The following is a 21214-nucleotide window of genomic DNA, read 5'->3' as shown; positions in this document are numbered from 1 at the left end:
ATCGCATCAGATACTTAGGAAATGATGACCGGAAATGCCACTACAGCAGATAGTTCCGAATTTCGTCCGAATTATGAAAGCCGATCAGTCATTTTCCAGTTGAGCCGGAACAAACATGGTTTCCTTTGCCGTCGACAGGGCAATTTCCGGAAGCACTTCGACAACGCCGGGCATTTCCTTGATCGTGTCGGAAACAAAGCTTTCGAGATGGGCGGTATCGCGCAAACGCAATTTGACCAGAAAATCAAACCGTCCGGTCATGTGATGACATTCAAGTACCTCATCAGCCTTGATCAGCGATTTGACCAGTTTCTTGTTGCCCTTGGCCGGGTCGGTGCGAAGCCAGACCATGGCGGTCAGTGCGCGACCGATTGCCTGCGGATCAACCGCAATGCGATAGGCCTGAATGACCCCCTGTTCGCGCAGTTTGCGCACCCGATCATTCACCGCAGAAACCGACAATCCCACCTTGGTCCCCAAAACCGAATAGGACAGCGATGCGTCTTCCTGCAGGATGTCGATCAATTTGCGATCAATAGCATCCATTTATCTTCCCCCTGATGGATTATTGTCGACGGCCCTGATCTTACACGAAAAGCCGGCTTGCGCGAACTGTTCGCCAAAATCGGTGGGGCTGCCATGCGCAATTAGTATGATAAATCGCGCCGTGCAGACTGGATTTTTTCCAAAATCACGCTTATTCGTTGAGGATAATGGTTTTTTCACGCGTCACCACCGACAACACAGCCCTTAAGGGCGCCCTGCTGATGATCACTGCCGCGCTGTGTTTTGCGGCGATGGCGGTGCTTATCCGGTATGTCACGCGCGATGTTCATCCGTTCGAGGCGGCATTTTTCCGCAACTTTTTCGGCCTGTTGCCGATGGTGCCCTGGCTGATCGGTAATGGCCTTGGCGGATTGAAGACCGAACGGTTCAAGTTGCATTTCCTGCGCGGGGCATTGGGGTTTGGCGCGATGTCGTGCCTGTTTACCGCGCTTGCGATCACGCCGGCCGCCCAGGTGATTGCGATCAACTTTACCCTGCCGATCCTGACCACGGTGCTGGCTGCGATCATTGTACGCGAAACAGTACGCGCACGACGCTGGAGTGCGGTTGCCATCGGCTTTGTCGGGGCCATGGTGATTATCCGCCCGTTCGGACAGGATTTTGAAACCGGTGCGATTCTGGCACTTTTTGCGACCCTGTTCATGGCATGCGCGATGACGACGGTCAAAATGCTGTCGCGTACCGATAGTGCCAATGCCATCGTGACATGGATGGGGCTGGTCATGACGCCCCTGTCGCTGCCGCCTGCGATCTATTTCTGGCAGACGCCGAGCCTGTGGCAATTGTTCATCATGTTGCTGATTGCGGTCACGGGAACGGCTGGCCAGCAGCTTCTGGTGCGGGCCTATCGCACGGCCGATCAGTCCTATGTGATGATTTTCGACTTCCTGCGCCTGCCCTTTGTCGCGGCCATGGCCTTTGTGATGTTTGGCGAAGTGGTTGATCTTTGGACCTGGGCCGGGGCGGCATTGATTATCGGATCGGCCCTTTATATCGCAAGGCGCGAAGCGGTTTTGGCCAAGCGCGCCAAGATGGCCGCCCGCGTCCCAACCACGGCCCCGGCCGATCCGCAAGCCATTCCGGCAACCAGACCGGATCGCCCCAAACAAGGCCCGGCTGATGCCGATCAGCAGAGTAATACCGGCGACAACAGACAGGAAAGAACACCCGATGCGTGATCGGTTCAACGCCCTTCCCCCTTATTTGCAGGCATCCGTCTTTGGGGTGATGGCGTCGATCAGTGCAGCGATCTTTTCGGTGTTTGTCCGACTTGCCACCGAACATATCGATCCGCTTCAGGCGGTGTTTTTCCGCAATCTGTTCGGACTGATCCTGATTGCGCCGCTGGCTTTTCGAAGCGGTCTGGCGCCGCTCAAGACCCGGCGTCTGCCGATGTTTGTGTTGCGCGCCGTGCTGTCGATGGGGGCAATGAGTTTCTGGTTTTCCGCGATTGCGGTGATGCCGCTGGCCGAGGCAACGACATTGAACTTTACCGTGCCGCTGTTCGGAACGGTTCTGGCGGCGATTTTTCTGGGTGAGCAGATCCGAAGATACCGGGTTGCGGCCCTTCTGGCCGGTTTTTGCGGGGTCCTGATCATCATCCGCCCGGGCAGCGAAACCATGCAGGTCGCCAGCCTGCTTCCGATTGCAGCAGCAATTTGCATGGCCAGTGCGGGATTGACGATCAAATCACTGTCACGCACCGAAAATCCGACGACGATCATTCTTTACATGATGGCCCTGACCACGCCGATGACCCTGATCCCGGCCTTGTTTGTCTGGCAAACGCCAAGCTGGACGGCGATCGGCCTGATGGCGGCGGGGGCGTTCATGGCCAACATCACCCAGATTTGCAACACCAACGCATTCCGGGTTTATGATTACGGCTTTGTCATCGGGTTCAATTATTTGCGCCTGCCCTTTGTGCTGGTGATTGCATTGGTGATGTTTGGCGAAGTGCCCGAAATCTGGCTTGTGCCCGGTGCGGGACTGATTATCGGTGCGGCCCTGTTCATTGCGCGCCGCGAGGCCAAGCTCAATCGCGAAGCCAACCGGATAAAGCGTGGCCCGTCATCAACCGCAAGCGATCTTGACCCGCCGCCAGCCAAACCCTGATCGCCCCACAACGCAAAGGTTCCCCGATGATGCCCGGTTCAGTGACAACATGGTTTGAAGGCCAGCCTGCATCGATCCGGGCCAGTTTCTTTGCGCTTGCCGCGGCCGTCCTTGCGGCCTGTTTTACCCTGACCATCCGGTTTGCCACCGCGGAAATCCATCCCTATCAGGCGGTGTTTCTGCGTTTTGCCTTCGGGCTTTTATTGATGGTGCCGATGGTGATGAAAGCCGGGGTCGCAACCCTTGTCACCAGGCGCCTGCCCTTATTCGGGGTGCGCGGGGTTCTGTCAGCCGCCGAGATGTGTTTGTGGTTCATGGCCGTGCTGTATCTGCCGCTGGCCGAGGCGACGACGCTTAATTTCACCGTGCCGCTTTTTGGCACCATTCTGGCGGCCCTTGTCCTGCGCGAGACGGTGCGTATTCACCGCTGGCTTGCGGTTGTGATCGGTTTTGTCGGGGTGGGACTGATCATTCAGCCCGGAACCGATGCCATGCAACCGGCCAGTCTTTTTCCGATTGCGGCGGCCATGTGCATGGCCTGTGCCGGGATGATCACCAAGCAACTGGTCAGCACCGAAAGCACCACGTCGCTGTTGTTTTACCTGATGGTGATTACGACCCCGGTGTCCCTGATCCCGGCACTTTTTGTCTGGCAGACGCCAAGCTGGACCGCCATCGGCCTGATGGCGGTAGCAGCCCTGATGATGAATGTGATGCAGATCTGTAACGTCAAGGCATTGCAGCTTGCCGATTACAGCTTCTTTGTCGGGTTTTCCTATTTGCGATTGCCGATTATCGCCATCCTTGCCCTGATCCTGTTTGGCGAAGTGCCCGATATCTGGATCATTCCGGGCGGGGCGATGATTATCGGGGCGGCAATTTATGTTGCCCTGCGTGAACGCAAACTTGCGCGTGAAACTGCCAACGACAACAGCGTGACCATCCCGGCCCAGGACCCGCAGGGCGGAACAATCCCGCGCAAATAATCCGGTTTCACACGATTCCCGCACCGTTAAAATGGGGTGACAGAATAGCCTTGCCCGTTAAAGATATAATTTGGTATAGAAATACCAGATTAAGTGAAATCATCAAAAAATGCGGGAGGCTTCACGCCATGCAGATCAAGGGTTCCATCGCCATTGTAACCGGCGCGGCATCGGGGCTTGGTGCGGCGACGGCGGCCGTTTTGGCCGGGGCCGGGGCGAAAATTGTTGCCTTTGATCTGAACGAAGCCGGGGCGAAGGCCACCGCAGAAAAGCTTGATGGTGCCGGATTTGGCGTTGATGTGTCCGATGCCGTCAGTGTCGAAAAGGCGGTGTCTGATGTGGTTGCGTCGGTCGGCACACCGTCCATTCTGGTCAATTGCGCCGGGATCGTGCATGGCGAACGCATTGTCGGACGCGAAGGCCCGGCCGATCTTGCGGCCTTTGCGCGCGTGATCAATGTCAATCTGATTGGCACATTCAACATGATGCGGGTTGTGGCAAACGCCATGAGCAACAATGACCCGTCGGCCAGTGGCGAACGTGGCGTGATCATCAACACCGCATCCATCGCCGCCTTTGAAGGGCAGATCGGACAGGCGGCCTATGCCGCATCGAAGGGCGGGGTGGCGTCCCTGACCTTGCCGGCGGCACGCGAACTTGCCCGCCACGGCATTCGGGTCGCATCGATTGCGCCCGGCCTGTTTGGCACGCCGATGTTGATGGGACTTCCCGACGAGGTTCAGGAAAGCCTTGCAGCCAATACACCGTTCCCCAAACGCCTGGGCGATCCGGCGGAATATGGCCGGTTGGCGATGCATATCTGTGAAAATGAAATGATCAATGGCGAGACCATCCGGATTGATGGCGCGGTACGACTGGAACCGAAATAGTCCCGCATAACCGGTTCCGGATATGCTCCAATCACCGCAGCCACATGCACCCTGCCGTCCCCCACCGGCAGGGTGTTTTCGTTTTCAGGCGGCCTATTGGCCCGATGCCTTGTCACAGAAACTTGCCAGATCAATGTCCTTTTGCGTGACACCGCCGGCATCATGGGTGGTCAGGGTTACCGCGACCTTGTTATAGACATTGAACCATTCGGGATGGTGATCCATCTTGTCAGCCATCAGGGCGACCCGGGTCATGAAACCGAAGGCCGCATTGAAATCGCCAAATTTGAAGGTCCGTTCGATTGACAGCCCGTCTTTGGCAAGCTGCCAGTCCTTAAGGGATTTCAGCGCCGTTTCGATGGCGGATTTTTCAAGTTTTTTCATATCGTTGCCTCCTGACTGTTTTCCGGCATGGTGACCGGTAAAACGTTGCGGTATCAGACCATAAAAGACCATCTAACCCAACAGGTGATGCACACGGTCACGCAAGACCGGCAAAAGATCGGCTTCGAACCACGGGTTCTTTTTCATCCAGGCAGTGTTGCGCCAGCTTGGATGTGGCATCGGCAACAGATTGTCGGGCAGATAATCGGCAAAGCGATGCACGGTTTCGGTCATGGTTTTGGCCCGCCGTCGCCCCAGATAGTAGCCTTGCGCATATTGCCCGATCAGCAGGGTCAATTCGATATCAGGCATATGATCAAGCAAGGCACGATGCCAGGCCGGTGCACATTCGGGCCGCGGTGGCAAATCCCCGCCGCGCTCAAACCGGCCGGGATAACAAAAGCCCATCGGCATGATCGCAAGCTTTGCCGGGTCATAAAAATCATCGACCGACAGATCAAGCCAGTCACGCAACCGATCCCCCGATGCATCATTCCAGGGCAGACCGGTTTCATGAACCCGGGTGCCCGGGGCCTGCCCGATGATCAGAATACGGGCCCCCTTTGCCATGCGCACCACCGGACGCGGCCCCAGCGGTAATGCTTCGGCACAGATGCGACATGCGCGCACATCGGACAACAGCGCATCAAGTGCCCGATCCCCGCCCGGCGGGTCAATTTCAGGTAAATCACCACGCAGACCGGGCATGGGTTATTTGACCTCGGACTCTTGGATCACCCATTCCTCGGCGGCGGCATCGGCGTACCATTCCTTCATCGCAGGCAGATCAAAGATCGCCTGCATATAGGCATTGCCAACCGGGTCAAGATCGACGCCATAGGTTTTGAACCGTGTTATCACCGGGGCATACATCGCATCGGCAATCGAAAAATCGCCAAACAGGAAATCCCCACCCTGCCCATATTGCGTGCGGCACATTTTGAAAATCCCGGCGATGCGGGCGATGTCCTTGTCCACGCCATCTGCCCGGCCCAGTCCCGGCAGGCTTTGACGGCAATTCATCGGCATATGGGTGCGAAGGGCAGAAAACCCGCCATGCATTTCAAGCGACACCGCCCGCGCAATCGCGCGCACATCGATATCAAGCGGCCATAGCAGGGTGTCCGGGCGGCTATCGGCGATATATTCAAGAATGCCCAGGGCCTCCCAGATGGTTTTGGTGCCATCATAAAATGCCGGGACTTTGGCCGTCGGCGAAAAGACCGGGGCCTTTGCCGCCCATTCATCGGTTCGCAGCGGCACCAGCCGTTCTTCGAAATCGATCCCGGCCACTTTGAGGCCAAGCCATGCGCGCAGCGACCAGGATGAGTAATTCTTGTTGCCTATATAAAGAACGGGGCGCGTTTCCATGATGGTTTCTTTCTGTTCGGGGACGATGATCCCGTGGCCGGGACACCGGAACTATCGGGTGTTTGGATTTCGGGTTCAAGCCCATCTCGGGAATTTGATTTACCGTTTTTGATGCCCCGGACGTCGTAAAGATCAGAGGCGGCATTATTTCAGTTTGCCCCGCATGCATCATCTGGTTCAGGGGGCTTTATGCCGGTATCACTTCGTCGATTTGTCTTTGCCGCCGCGTCGCTGTTTGGTGTTGTCCATGCAAGTACGGCAATTGCCGATGACCAGCCCAAAGCACCAACCATCATGGCCCCGACCGAGGTGATTTATGAACATGTGGTGCATTCGGATCTTTTGGGCCGTGACATGCGGCTTCTGGTCTGGAAACCCGATCATGATGCGCCCAAAGCCGGGTTTCCGGTGATTTACAGCTTTGACGGCGAAACATCGATCACGGCCTTTGCCGAATTTGCCGCACAGGCCGGTGTTCTTGGCGCACGATACAAACTCAGCGCCCCGATGATTGTTGCCTTTGCCGAAATGCCCGGCGCGCACAGCAATGACCAGCGCATGTATGATTTCACCCCGTTTGCCGAAACCTATGAGCTTCATGAACGGCCCAATATGCTTGAATGGCCGAAACTGGGCGGCGGGGATATTTACCTTGATGCGGTGATGACGGAATTCAAACCGTTCATCGCCGCGCAATATGCCATTGATCCGGATCGCGAAACCCTGTTTGGGCATTCACTGGGCGGGATGATGGTGTTGCACACGCTTGCCACCCGGCCCGATGCGTTCGACGCCTATGTCGCGGTCAGCCCGTCGCTTTGGTTTAACTGGCCGCAACGGTTTGACGAAATCCGCGATCTGATTGCCAATCCCGATTTTGCACCGGCCCGGCCAGTCCCGGTCATGATCACGGTCGGGGCCGATGAGTCGGACCTGACAGCATGGGACAAGATGCGCCTTCCCTCTGATCATCAGGAACGGCGCCTTAAATGGAAAAAGATCAATGCCATGGTCGATAATGCCCGCGCATTGGCGGCCCTGATCGCGCGTGATGGCAGTACCAAGATCGATCTGGATTTCTCGGTGCTTGATCGCACCAATCACCATACCGCCAAGCCCATCACGATGTATCGGGCAATCGAAATGGCCATGACCCCGCGCGAGGCCCCGTAACAGGCATCGGCAAGCGCAAGCGGCGCGAGAGGTGCATCGGACGCCAGAAGCTCAACCGGTGTGAAAAGCGCGGGGAGCTCGAGAGGCGTGAGAAGCTCAGCCGCGCGGCGGGCGCGAGAGGCGTGGCGGATGCCGGTGGACTGGGGGCTGCATGACCGCGGGGCCGTATTCCGGTGTTGCAGCGTGGCCGCATTACGGCATTGTGGCATTACGCCGTGACCGCCCAACCGCCGAAGGTTCACTTTGTGCAGGCAACCATGATTTTCATCGCCGCACCCCCGCGCCCGATATGACCGATGGGCCTGATGGACCTGACGGACCTGATGGGTCCAATGCGGGCGGGGTTTTGTTTTCTGGAATTGCCCTGTGACGGTGGCAGCCTTAAGATCGCGACACATATCTTGTTCTGACAGCCGGGCCGTGCCCGCAAATCTGTCAGCCATCACCCGTCGCATGTCACCAGCAGGGAAGTCTGAAATTGTTCGACCACATTATCGCACGCGATCATTCCACAAACCCGATCACCATCACCCCGATTGCCGAGGGCGATTTCCAAAGCTGGCTTTCGGATCAGTCCGAAACCACCAAGGCCTGGGTGGCGGCAAACGGCTATGAGGCAAAGCGCGGTACGCAGCTTGCCCTGCCCGGTACCAACGGGGCGTTTGGATCGGTCCTGATCGGTTATGTCGATGATGCCAAGGCAATCTGGGATTTTGCCGGGCTTCCGGCCAGTCTTCCCGAAGGTGTTTATGGCCTTTCGGCCAGCATTTCAGACAATGCCGCCCTTTATGAAAAGGCAGCCCTTGGTCTTTATCTTGGCGGATATCGCTTTGACCGGTATCGCAAGGATGACGGCAAAAAGGACAAACGCGCCAAAATCGCCCTGCACGACAATGACGCCACCAAGCGCGCGGAAAATGTTGCACGTGGCATCGGGCTTGCCCGTGATCTGATCAATGTTCCGGCCAATGACATGGGCCCGGCCGAACTTGAAACCGCAGCACGGACACTGGGCGATGAGTTCGGCGCCAAGGTCAGCGCGATTGTCGGTGAAGAGCTTTTGAAACAGAACTTCCCGGCCATTCACACGGTCGGTCATGGCAGCGACCGCGAACCGCGCCTGATTGATCTTGTCTGGGGCGATGAGAATGCGCCGAAAATCACCCTGGTTGGCAAGGGCGTGTGCTTTGACACCGGTGGCTATGACCTTAAGCCGTCCAGCAACATGCTTTTAATGAAAAAGGATATGGGGGGCTCGGCACAGGTTCTTGGCCTTGCGCGAATGATCATGGCGGCCAAGCTTCCGGTGCGTTTGCGCGTTCTGATCCCGGCAGTCGAAAACATGGTTTCGGGTCGCGCCTATCGCCCGAGTGACATTTTGCAAACCCGCAAGGGCATCACGGTCGAGGTCGGCAATACCGACGCCGAAGGCCGTCTTGTCCTGTCCGATGCACTGACCCTTGCCGCGGCAGAAGATCCGGAAATGCTGCTTGATTTTGCCACCCTGACCGGGGCGGCGCGCGTTGCACTTGGTCTTGGCCTGCCGGCACTGTTTTCCAATGATGATGATCTGGCCAACGGGCTTATGGAAAACGGGTTGGCGCTGAATGATCCGTTGTGGCGTCTGCCGCTGTGGGATGATTACCGCAGCCAGCTTGATAGCAAGGCCGCCGACATGAACAATATTTCCGGATCACCGTTTGGCGGGGCGATCATTGCCGCCCTGTTCCTGGACCGCTTTGCCGAAGGCGCAAAAAGCTGGGCGCATATTGATCTGATGGCCTGGAACCCGACCGACCGTCCGGGCCGCCCGACCGGTGGCGAAGCCCAGGGAATTCGCGCTGCTTTCAAGCTGATCGAAGATCGTTTCGGTAAGTAAACAATCATAAAAACCATCGGCAACGATTGTTGCCACCGCACGGATCAGGGATCACGGGCATATTACCTTCATGCTTTGTGATCCCTGGCTTACAGCCCGAAAACGGATGGCTGCGCGACCGTTTCAACCCAGAGCAAAAAAGCATCGGCCTGCATATTTCCCAATAAGACCTTTGACATATGCGCAACCGTCAGGTAGACAGATTACGTATTCGTAACAAATTAATTGTTAGGCACAAGCATGTCGATCGAGATCAAACCGTCTCAGGCGCTCGACCTTTGGCGTATCGCGATTGTAGAAAGTGTGCGTCGGGATTCACCCGATCTTTCTGCCCGGCAAATGGCCTTGTTGCTTAATGTTTACCTGACCCCGGCGCCACATACGGTGCGCGGCCTGTCAGAAGCACTGAACATCTCCAAACCCGCAATTACCCGTGCTCTTGACCGCCTGAGTTCGCTTGGCATGGTCAAACGCAAGGTCGACGAAGAAGATCGCCGTTCTGTCCTGATCCAGCGGACCGTCAAGGGATCGGTTTTCCTGCGTGAATTTGGTGATATCATCGTTTCGGCGGGCAAGGAAACCGAATGACCTGATCACACTGGCCGGTAAAACACCGCCAGATCGTCGATCAAAAACCCCGATCATGCTAGATCATGAATGACATTCGGGGTCGCCGGAACCAAGAACCGGCATTTAGGACAAGATCCCTTCCCCATTTTACATACGCATCATCTGATATGGCGAAACCGCGCTATATACAGACCAGTCGGTTTGTATGACGTCCATTTACGTGATATTGACGCGGCGCGTTTTTATCAATGATAACAGATTGTTGACGGCAGATCGGTCAGGCGGAACTCATCCCGCACATCGCAAATGCCCGCACACACAGATCACACTGCCAATGATCAGTGACGGGTGCCCGCGACACTTTCGGGCATCTCGATCAGCGATAAAAGCCCGGCTGCGATGATCAAAATGCCACCAGAAACACGCGCAATGACATTTGTGCCGCCGCGTCTGATCAGCCAGGGCATGATCCGCGCAGCCCCCATCGCATAAATCATTACGAAAGTGTAATCAAGAACCACAAAGGTTGCCCCCAGGATCAGCAATTGTGGTGCAAGCGGTGCCGTCGGGTCGACAAATTGCGGGAACAATGCCCCGAAAAAGGCAATTGCCTTGGGATTGCCAGCGGCAACAAGGAAGCCTTCGCGGAACAGCTTGCGCCGACTGACCGGCTCATAGACACCGGTATTTTTTATTTCGATACCGGTTTGGTCCTTGTTTTTCGGAGACTTGCGAAAGAATGACATCAAACCGATGACCAGCAGGAAGGCAACACCGCACCATTTCACCACCGCAAAGGCGGCTGCCGATGTTGCAAGAACCGCCCCCAACCCGACAGCCGCAATCACCATCTGGATCATGTTGGCACTGACATCCCCAAGGGCGGTCATCAGGGTCGGACGCGCGCCATAGCGCAAGGCGTGAGACATGCCGATCAGAATGCTGGGGCCCGGTGTCAGGACCATCAGAAAGACAAGGACAGTAAAACTCAGCCAGATTTCGAACGACATGGTGGGGCTCCGCTAAATTGCTTGCACCGGAATAGCACAGCGGGCCGGTCACACAATTGCATCCTACGCAATCGCCCCATGCGTCCGTCGGCGCACGTCAGATGTGGCGGACAACATGCGCTGCGACAGACACCTCCGGGGTCTTCCTCGGAAATACCGCGAAGGGCCAATGCGGGGTGCTTGAGGCGTCCTGGAAAGTCGTGAAGGAGGAAGAGGGGGAAGCTTTAAGGCCTGAGGCCTGAGGCCTGAAGCGGGAGGCGGGAGGCGGAAATTGGACGATGAACGGGACGGTGGACGGGACGGTGGAGGGAGGCATATGGGCGATGTTTTGCAAATCACGGTTACACGATGATCGACCGCTTCCTGTTCCGGTATGCGGGGAAGTCGGCCGACACAGTAATGCCGGCGCCGCCCGGCACAGGTCGACACGCAGTCACAGTCGGGGCGGATTGCGATCAAGGGTAATGGCGTAACGTCGCAACCAGATGAGCATCATGCAGGTACGAGCCGTGCCTTATTCCATCCCACAGCATCAGTGATCAGGATCGGGGCACACCGGCGGCAGAGACACGTATCTGGCAGGCGAGATGAAACAGGCCGGGGCGTTGCCTCAACCCCTTTGATGGCGGTGACGGGCAAGGCAGGCACATCACAGGACAGCCCCCGCCTAGCGTTTTTGGGCGTCCCCCGGCCAGTGATCATAGAACATCCGGACCTGCACCGAACGCAGGGTATCGGGCGGCAGGAAGCTTTGCCCGGTACGCAGAAGCTTGTTCTGAAGGGCTGCGAAATAGCGGTTGGTGACCGGCGCAAACGGGCTGAAGGGCGGCTCGGGAACGATTTCCTCGCCCTTTTCCTTGGCGGCTTCGATTGCGTCGGCCTCGGCGGCAAGTTCTTCTTCGGTTTTGGGTGGCGGCGGGGGCAGCAATGCCGGGCCGCTATATTTGAAGGACCGCTTGCCGGCCGGACGGGTTTCAAACCGTTGCTTGGTATCGCGATACATCAGGCGTTGCAGATCAACGAGGAAGCCATTGATGATCTTTGGCAGGTTATGTTCGATCAGCGGCACGGCTTCCCTGCTTTGGGCTTCCAGCCAGATATGGAAAACGATCTGACGGATCGCACCGCTTTTGGGCAGCAAAACCGTCAATGAAACCGGATCGGGTACAATCACGGTTTCGGGGATTTCCGGTTCGGCATTGGCCGGTTCTTCGGATTCCTTGGCGTCGGTCTTTTCACTGCTGGCAAGTGCCGGGCCCGACAGGGAAACAAACGCAAACAGCGCAAGGGATATCATTGCCCAAAAGGCCGTATCCCATAGGCGATTAACGTTTGACCGGTTGCTCCTGCGCGCAAGCATGATGACTTACCACCCTGTTATCATTCCCTTTTCTGACACTGTTGTAACATGTCTGATGGCGAAATGTCGCGATCACTTACTGACAAATTCTGCCCCGGCAGCCTTAAGATCGAGTGCCGCGGCCAACAATGCCTTGGTATAGGGCTTTTGCGGATGATCAAACACATCCGCCGCCGCCCCGCTTTCGACCAGTTTGCCGCCTTGCATGACCATCACACGGTGTGACAGGGCGCGAACCACGCGCAAATCATGGCTGATAAACAGATAAGCCATTTTGTGGCGCGCCTGCAGGTCCCGCAGCAATTCGACAATCTGGGCCTGTACTGACATATCAAGTGCCGATGTCGGTTCATCAAGTACGATGAAACGCGGTTTTAGGACCAATGCGCGTGCAATCGAAATGCGCTGGCGCTGTCCGCCGGAGAATTCATGGGGATAACGATCCATCGCATTTTGCGGCAGATCGACTTCTTGCAGGGCTTCGGCAATGCGGGCTTCGCGTTCGGCAATTGTCAGATCGGGCTCGTGAATTTCAAGCCCCTCGCCAACGATCTGGGCAATCGACATGCGCGGGCTGAGCGATCCGAACGGGTCCTGAAACACCACCTGCATGTCACGGCGCAATTTGCGCAAATCCGCACCGGCATATTTGCGGATATCCTGTCCGCCAAACCGGATATCGCCATCCGATTTCAAAAGACGCAGGATCGCCATGGCAAGGGTGGTCTTGCCCGATCCGCTTTCCCCGACAATGCCAAGTGTTTCACCCTGTTTAAGGGTCAGGGATATCTGATCGACCGCATCAAGATAGCGTTCCGGACGCCCCAGAATACCCTTGCGCCCAATCGGGAACCGCACGTGAATGTTGCTGGTTTCCAGAAGATCGGCGGCATTTTCGGGCAAGGGTGGTGCCGAACCGCTTGGCACCGCCGAAAGCAGCTTTTTGGTATAGGGATGCTTGGGATTGTCAAACAGGCTGTGCCCGACCCCGCGTTCGACAATTTCACCATCCTTCATGACACAGATGCTTTTGGCCATTTTCTGCACGATTTGCAGATCATGGGTAATCAGCAACAGCGCCATGCCAAGCTTGTTTTGCAAATCCTGAAGCAGTTCAAGGATCTGGGCCTGAATGGTAACGTCCAGGGCCGTGGTCGGTTCATCGGCAATCAGCAGTTCCGGTTCATTGGCAAGCGCCATGGCGATCATAACGCGCTGGCGCTGACCGCCGGAAAGTTCATGCGGAAGGGCCTTGAGCCGTGATTTCGGATCGGGAATGCCCACCAGATCAAGCAGTTCGAGAATGCGCGCACGCGCCTTTGCACCGCGCAATCCCTTATGGAGCAACAGCACCTCGCCGATCTGCTTTTCGATGTTATGGAGCGGATTAAGAGATGTCATCGGCTCCTGAAAGATCATCGAAATCCGGTTGCCCCGGATTTCGCGCAGGGTCCGCTTGTCGGCCCCGACCAGTTCATGCCCGTCAAAGGTGATGGAGCCGGACGGGTGGCTGGCACGCGGATAAGGCAGCAATTGCAGGATCGAAAGCGCGGTTACCGATTTACCCGATCCGCTTTCGCCGACCAGTGCCATGGTTTCGCCGCGCGCCATGGAAAAGGACACGCCCTTGACGGCCTGCACATTGCCGAAATTGACCGAAAGGTTGCTGACATCAAGGAGCGGCTGATGGACGGATTGATCTGTCATGGTTCAGGTCCCCTAAAATGTCTTGCGCGGATCAAAGGCGTCGCGGACTGCTTCGCCGATGAAAATCAGAAGACTGAGCATGATGGCAATCGCAAAGAAGGCCGTCATGCCAAGCCAGGGTGCCTGCAGGTTGTTTTTGCCCTGTGACAGCAATTCACCCAGCGACGGCGATCCCGGCGGCATGCCCAGCGACAGGAAGTCGAGTGACGTCAGCGCGACAATCGACCCGTTAAGCACAAAGGGCAGGAAGGTAATGGTCGCCACCATGGCGTTGGGCAGGACATGGCGATACATGATCCGGTAATCGGTCATGCCAAGTGCCTTGGCCGCGCGAACATATTCAAAGTTGCGCGCCCGCAGGAATTCGGCACGGACAAGTCCGGTCAAACTCATCCAGCTAAACAGTACAAGGATGAACAAAAGCGTCCAGAAGCCCGGTGCAAACAGGCTGGCCAGGATGATCAGGATGAACAGCTGAGGCAGGCCCGACCAGATTTCGATCACACGCTGGAACCCAAGATCGACCCAGCCGCCAAAATAGCCCTGCACCGCGCCGGCGGCGATCCCGATGACCGAACTGACCGCGGTCAGCGCCAGGCCAAACAGGATCGAAATCCGAAAACCGTAAATCAGCCGCGCAAGAACATCGCGCCCCAATTCATCGGTGCCCAGCAAGTGGCGCGAAGATGGCGGTGCGGGTTGCGGTTCACGCATTTCGAAATCGATGGTCGAATAGGAAAACGGGATCAGCGGCCAGATGGCAAAGCCGTGATGGTCGATCTTGCCCTGAATATAGGGATCATAGAAATCGGTCTCGACATCGAAATCCCCGCCATAGGTGGTTTCCGGATGGTCGGAGAAGATCGGCATATACCAGTTATCGTCATATTTGACGAAGATCGGCTTATCATTGGCAAGCAGTTCGGCAAACAGGCAGATCACAAACAGGATCGTAAAGATCACAAGCGACCAGTAGCCGCGCTTGTTGGCCTTGAAATTCGCAAGACGACGTTTGTTAAGTGGAGAGAGGGCCATCAATGTCATGATCAATTCTCCCGCGCTTCAAAGTCGATGCGCGGATCGACGAAATGATAACTCAGGTCGCTGATCAGGTTCAGCACCAACCCGAACAGCGTGAAGAAATACAGGGTCGCAAACATCACCGGATAGTCACGCGTCATCACGGCGTTAAAGCCAAGCAGGCCCAACCCGTCGAGCGAGAAGATCACTTCGATCAGGACCGATCCGGTAAACAGCAACCCGACCAGGGCACTCGGGAAACCGGCAATGACCAGCAACATGGCATTGCGAAAGACGTGACCATACAGCACACGCCGTTCTGTCAGGCCCTTGGCCCGCGCGGTGACGACATATTGCTTGTTGATTTCATCAAGGAACGAGTTTTTGGTCAGCATGGTCAGGGTCGTAAAGCCCCCGATGGTCAGGGCAATGATCGGCAGCGTCAGATGCCAGAAATAATCGCCGATCTTGCCCAGAAGCGACAATTCATCAAAGTTCGATGACGTCAAACCGCGCAACGGGAACCAGTCGAAATAGGTCCCCCCGGCAAAGACGACAATCAGCATCACCGCAAACAGGAAACCCGGAATGGCATAGCCGACAATGATGGCCGCCGATGTCCAGATATCGAAACTTGATCCGTCACGCACCGCCTTGGCAACGCCAAGCGGCACGGAAATGATATAGATGATCAAGGTCGACCAAAGCCCGAGTGATATCGACACCGGCATTTTATCGAGCACGATATCGACAACATCGCGATCCTGAAAATAGCTTTGGCCGAAATCGAAGGTCAGATAGTTCTTCATCATCATCCAGAACCGTTCATGGGCCGGTTTGTCAAAACCGAACTGGACTTCGAGCTGTTTGATGATTTCGGGATCAAGCCCCTGAGCACCGCGGTAGCTGGAGGTCGAGGAGAAATTGTTCCCTGCCCCGGATGAGGATGACCCACCGCTGTCGCCCCCCTGATTGGTGATGCGCGCGGTCGATGAAACGTCGGTGCCCTGAAGTTGGGCGATGACCTGTTCGACCGGGCCGCCAGGTGCGAACTGGATAATCACGAAGTTCAGCAACATGATGCCAAACAGCGTGACCGGGATCAGAAGAAGACGCCGCAGGATATAGTTCAGCATGGTCTAGTTCCCCCCCATCGGCAGTTTTGCGGCTTTTTGCGGATCAATCCACCAGCGCATGACCGACTCGCCCTTCAGCGGGACGGTATCGGGCCGACCAAAGATGTTCCACCAGGCCAGCCTGTCCCCGCCAAGGTAATATTGCGGGATCACGTAATAGCCCCACAGCAACACCCGATCGAGCGCATGGGTCGCGGTGACCAGTTCGTGCCAGCTGTCAGCGGTTGCGACCTTATCGACCATCGCATCGACGACCGGGTTTTTGATGCCGGCAAAATTGCGGCTGCCGGGTTGGTCGGCGGCCTCGCTTGACCAGAAGACGCGCTGTTCATTGCCCGGGGTCAGGGCCTGCGTCCACCAGAAGGTTGTAACGTCAAAATCAAAGGCCTGAATACGGTTGACCCACTGGCCGGTATCGATCAGGCGGATGTCCATCTCAACGCCAAGCTGTTTGAGGCGGGCCTTGAAGACCAGCGCGATTTTTTCCAGTCCGGGCTGGCGAATGATCAGCTCGAAGCGGAACGGTTCGCCGGTTTCCTTATTGACCAGAATCTTGTCGCGCAGTTCCCAACCCGCTTCGTTCAGAAGGGTCATGGATTCCCTAAGCGCCTTGCGACGGCCATCGGGTTCGTCAAAATTCGGCAGCCTGAAAGGCTGGGTAAACAGTTCCGGCGGTAATTGATCGCGATAGGGTTCAAGCAAGGCCAGCTCATCGCCGGTTGGAATGCCGCTTGACGCCAATTCGGAATTCACGAAATAGCTGTCCGTGCGCTTATAGGCCCCATAGAACATAGCACGGTTGAGCCACTGGAAATCAAAGCCGTATTGCAACGCCTTGCGCACCCGCCAATCGGCAAAAAGCGGCAGACGGTTATTCATCACATAGGCCTGCATGCCCACCGGAAGGTTATCGGGCAGGAATTCTTTTTGAATGTCGCCGCGTTCAACTGCCGGGGTGTTGTAGGCCGTGCTCCAGTCGCGCGACGAATGTTCGGAGCGCACCATATATTCGCCGGCAAGGAATGCCTGGCGCTGGACTTCCGGATCGAGATAGGTGTCGTAACGGATGATATCGAAATTGTTCTGGCCGCGATTGACCGGCAGATCTTCGGCCCAGTAATCCTTGACCCGTTCATAGGTGATGCGTCGGCCCGCCTCGATGCTGGCAATGCGATAGGCGCCGCTGCCGACCGGGATTTCAAAGGTGGTTTTCGAGAAATCCTTACCGTCCCAGAATTTCTTGGGCATGATCGAAATGCCCGCCGCCGTCATTGGCGTTTCGCGGTTATTGCCGGGCTTGAAGGTGAATTTGACGGTCAGATCGTCAATCGCTTCGGCCCCTTCGATCTGGGAGAAATATTGCCGGTAGACCGGACTTCCTTTTTCGACCAGCACTTCATAGGAAAACACCACATCTTCGGCGGTGATTTCCGATCCGTCCTGAAAACGGGCGCGCGGGTCCAGATGGAAGATGGCAAAGGACCGGTCATCGGGGACTTCGATGCTGCGCGCAATCAGGCCATACATCGCATAGGGTTCATCGGAACTGGCGACCATAAGGCTGTCATAGATCAGACCAAGCCCGGCGGCCGATGTCCCCTTGAGCGTGAAGGGGTTGAGGGTGTCAAAGGCGACAATCGATGACTGGATCAGGGTTCCGCCCTTGGGCGCGTCGGGATTAACATAATCGAAATGGGTGAAATCCGGGCCGTATTTCAGATCACCATAAAGCGATATGCCATGGGATGTAGTGGTCAGGGGGGCAAGTTCGGCTTCTTCGACGGCGACGGTCGGGGCCGGCTTGATCACCGGTTTGTCACTGTCCTGTGCCCGGGGGGCGGTGACGGGCAATAGCGATGCGAAAACCGTCACACCAAGCGCAAGACATGCGGATGACACCGCCTTGCGCACAAGTTGCTTGCCCGACAGTTTCATATTGGCGACATACGCGATCATGTGACTTATCGTCTTTCCCCTGATGCAAACTGGTTGCGAGTCTTGTCACGAATTGGGACGCAGCAGGCCGGGTTTCCCGGACATAATATTCGATACACGGTCATCGCCCGGCTGCGGTCTTTTATCTGCGGATCATAATGAAGAATAAAATGGTTCAATTTCAAGGCATCATGACGGCCCCGGTGCCTTTTGCGCCAGTTTTCGCCGTTCGGTTTCAATTTTGATTTCACCCATCAACCAGTTGCGGAACGCCCGGACCTTGCGCCGTTCAAGCCGACCTTCGGGATAACAAAGCGAATAGGCGTAGGGACTGTCGACCGGCAGATCAAAAGGCACGGTCAGACGATTGGTCACGACATATTCCCCAATCATCGCCGGATCGGAGATCACCACGCCAAAACCACTTGCCGCGGCCTCCATCGCCATATCAAGGGTGGCAAAGACCGGGCCGCGATCGGCATCAACGCCCTTGATCCCCGTACCGCTCAGCCAGATGCGCCAGTCTTCGCGCTGGGCCGAGCAATGCAAAAGCGTCACCCCGGCAAGGTCTTCGGGGGTTTTGAGCTTTTTGGCAAGATCGGGATGACAGACCGGCAATAACCGTTCCCCGGTCAGAAATTCATGCACAAGCTGTTCATCCTGGGTATCGGCGAAACGCACGGCGATATCGACCTCGTTGAAATCGACCGGGGCCTTGTCATCATTATAGGTGCCCAGTTGCACCTGAAGATCGGGATGCTCCATCTGAAAGCGGCCAAGTCGTGGCACGATCCAGCGCATGGAAAAGGTCAGCGGCGCCAGAACCGAAAGCTGGGTGTCATCAGCACGGTCTTCGACCCGGGCCACCGCATGTTCGATCGCATCAAAGGCCGGGGTCAACCCAACCAGAAGATTACGCCCCGCGCGGGTGAGCTTGAGACTTCTGTGCTGTCGCTCAAAAAGTTTACGGCCCAAAACTTCTTCAAGATGCTGCACCTGTCGGCTCACGGCACCTTGGGTCACGTTAAGCTCATGTGACGCTTTGGTGAAACTTTCAAGACGACCGGCTACTTCAAAGGCACGAAGCGCATTTAATGGCAATGGACGGCGTTTCATCGCGATGACTTTGCATGACTAAAACTCATGCCATGATGACAAAAGATGGTTTGAGCGCAAGTGTTTTTCGGCGTAACTCTGGGTTTATCGAAACGAGACACACGCATCACAGATGCCGGGCCGCTGATGTATTGAGAGCAGGCCTCAGATTACAAGGATGAGAATCATGGTCGCGATCACCAAAGATGCAGGCGCATTTGTTGCAACCCGCCCCCATAACACCGTCAGCCTGATGGATCTGCCGCGCGAATGGTACAAACGCCACGATCTGCGCAAGAGACTTGGCCTGATGGATGCCCGTATGCTGCGCGATATCGGCTGGAACGTCTATGACGCCCGTCGCGAAGCTGCAAAACCGTTCTGGAAAGCCTGATTTCCGGACAAAACCCGCGCTATTGCGCACAACAGAGTATGTATCATGTCTGCCCCGATGTTTCGCTTGCAGGGGTCCCTTTCATTCCCCCTGCAGGTGCTTGATGCTCTTTTGAGCATATTGAAGATCCCGAGCCTTAAATAAGGTTTGGCATTCTTCTTCTCCCTGAACGCAGATGCCAGCATCCCCCCGTTGGCACATGCGTATGAGATTGCCGGTCACTTCCCCTGGTGACCGGCATTTCTTTTGCGTGATTCCCGTCTGTTAAAAGTCGCTATTTCTTTGCCGGCTGGCGCAAATACATCAGGTTTGCGGCATTCAAAACCGAATACATCACGGCAAACTGCGCATTAAATTCAAATTTTTCCGGTTTCGGATCGAACATTTCGTAAATTTCACGAATGCTGCGTTTACCATCAATCCGCGACAGGATGGCCGGTGATGCGGCGGGCATGGTGCGGGTAACGGACAGACCGGTAAAGGTGATCTTGATATTGCCCGACTTGGCCACCGACCGGGCAAGGGCCGCACCATCAACCCGGGTAAAGAACGGAATGGCGTCTTCGGCCGGGACCGGTGGTTTGGTCTTGTTCTTGGCCTTTACCACATAAAAGATGTGCTTGGTAATATTGCCCGCCATCAGTTCGGCCAGCGCGGCCCGTTCACGGAACGGCACATGAACCGCCTTTTCCAGAACATCATGGCGCGAACAATAGGTGGTCGGGTCATAACGCATCGGTTCGATAAAGCTTTGCAGGCGCAGACCGGCCTTTTCAACGAAATCAAACACTTCATCGACGCGATAGGCCCGATCCTGCTGATGCAAAAGCAGGTCATAAAACCCGGCATCGCCGCCATGAATATGATCGCCGACAAACGGATTGCGCTTGAGCCAGTTGGTCCCGGGCAGGGAATTGAACAGCGCCTTGCCGAAATTAAGGCGGCGCGCCCCGCCGGCCTCGGCATTGAGGCGTTCCATCATTTCCTGCATGTGATAGACGCCCTGGCGACCCAGTTCGCCATAAACCATCAACCCCATGCCACCATTGGGTTTGAGCGCATCAGAAAGCGCGCGCAATCCCGCATCGGGATCAGGCAGATGATGCAGCACCCCGCAACAGTCAATGTAATCAAACGGCCCGTATTCGGATGCCAGATCAACGAACGAACCGGTGACAAAGGTCACGTTCTTTTCAAGATTGCGGCGCTTGATACGGGCTTCGGCGATCTCGCGGGAACTTTCGGACAGGTCGATATAGACGATATCGGCCTTGGCCTTGCGGTCGCGGGCCTGCTGGGCCAGCATGACGAGCGCATCGCCCGTCCCACCCCCGGCGACCAGAATTTTGATCTTGCCGCTTTTGGTTTGTGCGGACGGATCACGCCCGCCAAAAACGAAATGCACCACTTCGTCCCAGTTGCCCGGCGATCCGGTGACAAGTCTTTTATCCTCATCCTCGGGATTGCGGGCCGGATAGGGATATGTCTCGTACTGGTCGCGTGTCTTTTCAGACGATTGCACAGCATCGGCACTTTTTTTGTTGTCGGGCATTACCGAGTTTTCCAGCAGAGAAGTGATTGGGACGGAAACATCCTATACCAACGAATTAATTAATAAAATC

General features: G+C 56.2%; 20 protein-coding genes. 8 read left to right on the top strand and 12 right to left on the bottom strand.

Going from position 1 to position 21214, the window contains the following annotated elements; all coding sequences use genetic code 11:
• Nucleotides 1-84 precede the first annotated feature (84 nt).
• Nucleotides 85-546 carry an Lrp/AsnC family transcriptional regulator gene (locus M9H61_RS15665; protein ID WP_101248208.1) on the bottom strand — a complete coding sequence of 154 codons (462 nt, stop codon included), beginning with the start codon at nt 544-546 and terminating at the stop codon, nt 85-87.
• A gap of 167 nt (nt 547-713) precedes the next feature.
• On the opposite strand from M9H61_RS15665, the gene M9H61_RS15660 reads away from it, so the two are divergent.
• The 4 genes from M9H61_RS15660 to M9H61_RS15645 all read left to right on the top strand — a co-directional run bounded on the left by M9H61_RS15660 (nt 714) and on the right by M9H61_RS15645 (nt 4558).
• Entirely contained in the window at nt 714-1745 is a 1032-nt protein-coding gene (locus M9H61_RS15660; RefSeq protein WP_250281554.1) for a DMT family transporter, read from the top strand.
• Nucleotides 1738-2682: a DMT family transporter gene (locus M9H61_RS15655; RefSeq protein WP_250281553.1), complete on the top strand. Its 945-nt coding sequence runs from the start codon at nt 1738-1740 to the stop codon at nt 2680-2682. Before M9H61_RS15660 ends, M9H61_RS15655 begins: the two co-directional genes overlap by 8 nt.
• A gap of 26 nt (nt 2683-2708) precedes the next feature.
• On the top strand, nt 2709-3668 hold the full coding sequence (locus M9H61_RS15650) for a DMT family transporter (protein ID WP_250281551.1): 960 nt from the start codon (nt 2709-2711) through the stop codon (nt 3666-3668).
• Nucleotides 3669-3796: 128 nt separating this feature from the next.
• On the top strand, nt 3797-4558 hold the full coding sequence (locus tag M9H61_RS15645) for an SDR family NAD(P)-dependent oxidoreductase (RefSeq protein WP_250281548.1): 762 nt from the start codon (nt 3797-3799) through the stop codon (nt 4556-4558).
• A 93-nt stretch (nt 4559-4651) separates the two neighbouring features.
• Here the strand turns inward: M9H61_RS15645 and M9H61_RS15640 are convergent, their stop codons facing one another.
• The 3 genes from M9H61_RS15640 to M9H61_RS15630 all read right to left on the bottom strand — a co-directional run bounded on the left by M9H61_RS15640 (nt 4652) and on the right by M9H61_RS15630 (nt 6313).
• Complete coding sequence (locus M9H61_RS15640; RefSeq protein ID WP_250281546.1) at nt 4652-4942, bottom strand: 4a-hydroxytetrahydrobiopterin dehydratase; 291 nt, start codon at nt 4940-4942, stop codon at nt 4652-4654.
• Nucleotides 4943-5014: 72 nt separating this feature from the next.
• Nucleotides 5015-5650 (bottom strand): uracil-DNA glycosylase family protein, encoded by a 636-nt coding sequence (locus M9H61_RS15635; protein WP_250281545.1) that lies wholly within the window; start codon nt 5648-5650, stop codon nt 5015-5017.
• Nucleotides 5651-5653: 3 nt separating this feature from the next.
• Nucleotides 5654-6313: a glutathione S-transferase family protein gene (locus M9H61_RS15630; RefSeq protein WP_250281543.1), complete on the bottom strand. Its 660-nt coding sequence runs from the start codon at nt 6311-6313 to the stop codon at nt 5654-5656.
• Between the two features lie 189 nt (nt 6314-6502).
• Here M9H61_RS15630 and M9H61_RS15625 point away from each other — a divergent pair, with 189 nt between their 5' ends.
• From M9H61_RS15625 to M9H61_RS15615, 3 genes are all read left to right on the top strand, one after another.
• Nucleotides 6503-7486: an alpha/beta hydrolase gene (locus M9H61_RS15625; RefSeq protein ID WP_250281541.1), complete on the top strand. Its 984-nt coding sequence runs from the start codon at nt 6503-6505 to the stop codon at nt 7484-7486.
• Between the two features lie 478 nt (nt 7487-7964).
• Complete coding sequence (locus M9H61_RS15620; RefSeq protein ID WP_250281539.1) at nt 7965-9365, top strand: M17 family metallopeptidase; 1401 nt, start codon at nt 7965-7967, stop codon at nt 9363-9365.
• A gap of 240 nt (nt 9366-9605) precedes the next feature.
• Entirely contained in the window at nt 9606-9953 is a 348-nt protein-coding gene (locus tag M9H61_RS15615) for a MarR family transcriptional regulator (protein WP_101248215.1), read from the top strand.
• A 320-nt stretch (nt 9954-10273) separates the two neighbouring features.
• Here the strand turns inward: M9H61_RS15615 and M9H61_RS15610 are convergent, their stop codons facing one another.
• The 7 genes from M9H61_RS15610 to M9H61_RS15580 form a co-directional block, all read right to left on the bottom strand.
• Nucleotides 10274-10945 (bottom strand): LysE family translocator, encoded by a 672-nt coding sequence (locus tag M9H61_RS15610; protein ID WP_101248216.1) that lies wholly within the window; start codon nt 10943-10945, stop codon nt 10274-10276.
• A 667-nt stretch (nt 10946-11612) separates the two neighbouring features.
• Nucleotides 11613-12242 carry a hypothetical protein gene (locus tag M9H61_RS15605; protein WP_250281537.1) on the bottom strand — a complete coding sequence of 210 codons (630 nt, stop codon included), beginning with the start codon at nt 12240-12242 and terminating at the stop codon, nt 11613-11615.
• A 135-nt stretch (nt 12243-12377) separates the two neighbouring features.
• Complete coding sequence (locus M9H61_RS15600) at nt 12378-14012, bottom strand: ABC transporter ATP-binding protein (protein WP_250281535.1); 1635 nt, start codon at nt 14010-14012, stop codon at nt 12378-12380.
• A gap of 12 nt (nt 14013-14024) precedes the next feature.
• A complete protein-coding gene (locus M9H61_RS15595; RefSeq protein ID WP_101248218.1) occupies nt 14025-15056 on the bottom strand; it encodes an ABC transporter permease in 1032 nt (343 codons plus the stop codon).
• 2 nt (nt 15057-15058) lie between these two features.
• Nucleotides 15059-16168, bottom strand: coding sequence for a microcin C ABC transporter permease YejB (locus tag M9H61_RS15590; RefSeq protein ID WP_101248219.1), 1110 nt, complete (start codon nt 16166-16168; stop codon nt 15059-15061).
• Between the two features lie 3 nt (nt 16169-16171).
• Nucleotides 16172-18124: an extracellular solute-binding protein gene (locus M9H61_RS15585; RefSeq protein WP_250281533.1), complete on the bottom strand. Its 1953-nt coding sequence runs from the start codon at nt 18122-18124 to the stop codon at nt 16172-16174.
• A 168-nt stretch (nt 18125-18292) separates the two neighbouring features.
• Nucleotides 18293-19219 (bottom strand): LysR substrate-binding domain-containing protein, encoded by a 927-nt coding sequence (locus M9H61_RS15580; RefSeq protein WP_101248220.1) that lies wholly within the window; start codon nt 19217-19219, stop codon nt 18293-18295.
• 166 nt (nt 19220-19385) lie between these two features.
• Between M9H61_RS15580 and M9H61_RS15575 the strand changes: the two genes are divergently transcribed.
• Nucleotides 19386-19592, top strand: coding sequence for a DUF1127 domain-containing protein (locus M9H61_RS15575; protein ID WP_101248221.1), 207 nt, complete (start codon nt 19386-19388; stop codon nt 19590-19592).
• Nucleotides 19593-19866: 274 nt separating this feature from the next.
• On the opposite strand, the gene M9H61_RS15570 is transcribed toward M9H61_RS15575, so the two are convergent.
• On the bottom strand, nt 19867-21144 hold the full coding sequence (locus tag M9H61_RS15570) for a bifunctional 2-polyprenyl-6-hydroxyphenol methylase/3-demethylubiquinol 3-O-methyltransferase UbiG (RefSeq protein ID WP_206926636.1): 1278 nt from the start codon (nt 21142-21144) through the stop codon (nt 19867-19869).
• Nucleotides 21145-21214: the final 70 nt, after the last annotated feature.

The sequence above is a fragment of the Thalassospira sp. GO-4 genome (assembly GCF_023588965.1).
In the GTDB taxonomy this organism is placed as follows: Bacteria; Pseudomonadota; Alphaproteobacteria; order Rhodospirillales; family Thalassospiraceae; genus Thalassospira; species Thalassospira povalilytica.
Note: the sequence above shows the minus strand (reverse complement) of the source record. Positions and strands in the feature narration are given on the sequence as shown.

What these genes read in the sequence shown, in the direction of transcription:
- M9H61_RS15665 (WP_101248208.1), bottom strand. Translation starts at nt 546, where the DNA reads ATGGATGCTATTGATCGCAAATTGATCGACATCCTGCAGGAAGACGCA.
- M9H61_RS15660 (WP_250281554.1), top strand. Translation starts at nt 714, where the DNA reads ATGGTTTTTTCACGCGTCACCACCGACAACACAGCCCTTAAGGGCGCC.
- M9H61_RS15655 (WP_250281553.1), top strand. Translation starts at nt 1,738, where the DNA reads ATGCGTGATCGGTTCAACGCCCTTCCCCCTTATTTGCAGGCATCCGTC.
- M9H61_RS15650 (WP_250281551.1), top strand. Translation starts at nt 2,709, where the DNA reads ATGATGCCCGGTTCAGTGACAACATGGTTTGAAGGCCAGCCTGCATCG.
- M9H61_RS15645 (WP_250281548.1), top strand. Translation starts at nt 3,797, where the DNA reads ATGCAGATCAAGGGTTCCATCGCCATTGTAACCGGCGCGGCATCGGGG.
- M9H61_RS15640 (WP_250281546.1), bottom strand. Translation starts at nt 4,942, where the DNA reads ATGAAAAAACTTGAAAAATCCGCCATCGAAACGGCGCTGAAATCCCTT.
- M9H61_RS15635 (WP_250281545.1), bottom strand. Translation starts at nt 5,650, where the DNA reads ATGCCCGGTCTGCGTGGTGATTTACCTGAAATTGACCCGCCGGGCGGG.
- M9H61_RS15630 (WP_250281543.1), bottom strand. Translation starts at nt 6,313, where the DNA reads ATGGAAACGCGCCCCGTTCTTTATATAGGCAACAAGAATTACTCATCC.
- M9H61_RS15625 (WP_250281541.1), top strand. Translation starts at nt 6,503, where the DNA reads ATGCCGGTATCACTTCGTCGATTTGTCTTTGCCGCCGCGTCGCTGTTT.
- M9H61_RS15615 (WP_101248215.1), top strand. Translation starts at nt 9,606, where the DNA reads ATGTCGATCGAGATCAAACCGTCTCAGGCGCTCGACCTTTGGCGTATC.
- M9H61_RS15610 (WP_101248216.1), bottom strand. Translation starts at nt 10,945, where the DNA reads ATGTCGTTCGAAATCTGGCTGAGTTTTACTGTCCTTGTCTTTCTGATG.
- M9H61_RS15605 (WP_250281537.1), bottom strand. Translation starts at nt 12,242, where the DNA reads ATGATATCCCTTGCGCTGTTTGCGTTTGTTTCCCTGTCGGGCCCGGCA.
- M9H61_RS15600 (WP_250281535.1), bottom strand. Translation starts at nt 14,012, where the DNA reads ATGACAGATCAATCCGTCCATCAGCCGCTCCTTGATGTCAGCAACCTT.
- M9H61_RS15595 (WP_101248218.1), bottom strand. Translation starts at nt 15,056, where the DNA reads ATGACATTGATGGCCCTCTCTCCACTTAACAAACGTCGTCTTGCGAAT.
- M9H61_RS15590 (WP_101248219.1), bottom strand. Translation starts at nt 16,168, where the DNA reads ATGCTGAACTATATCCTGCGGCGTCTTCTTCTGATCCCGGTCACGCTG.
- M9H61_RS15585 (WP_250281533.1), bottom strand. Translation starts at nt 18,124, where the DNA reads ATGATCGCGTATGTCGCCAATATGAAACTGTCGGGCAAGCAACTTGTG.
- M9H61_RS15580 (WP_101248220.1), bottom strand. Translation starts at nt 19,219, where the DNA reads ATGAAACGCCGTCCATTGCCATTAAATGCGCTTCGTGCCTTTGAAGTA.
- M9H61_RS15575 (WP_101248221.1), top strand. Translation starts at nt 19,386, where the DNA reads ATGGTCGCGATCACCAAAGATGCAGGCGCATTTGTTGCAACCCGCCCC.
- M9H61_RS15570 (WP_206926636.1), bottom strand. Translation starts at nt 21,144, where the DNA reads ATGCCCGACAACAAAAAAAGTGCCGATGCTGTGCAATCGTCTGAAAAG.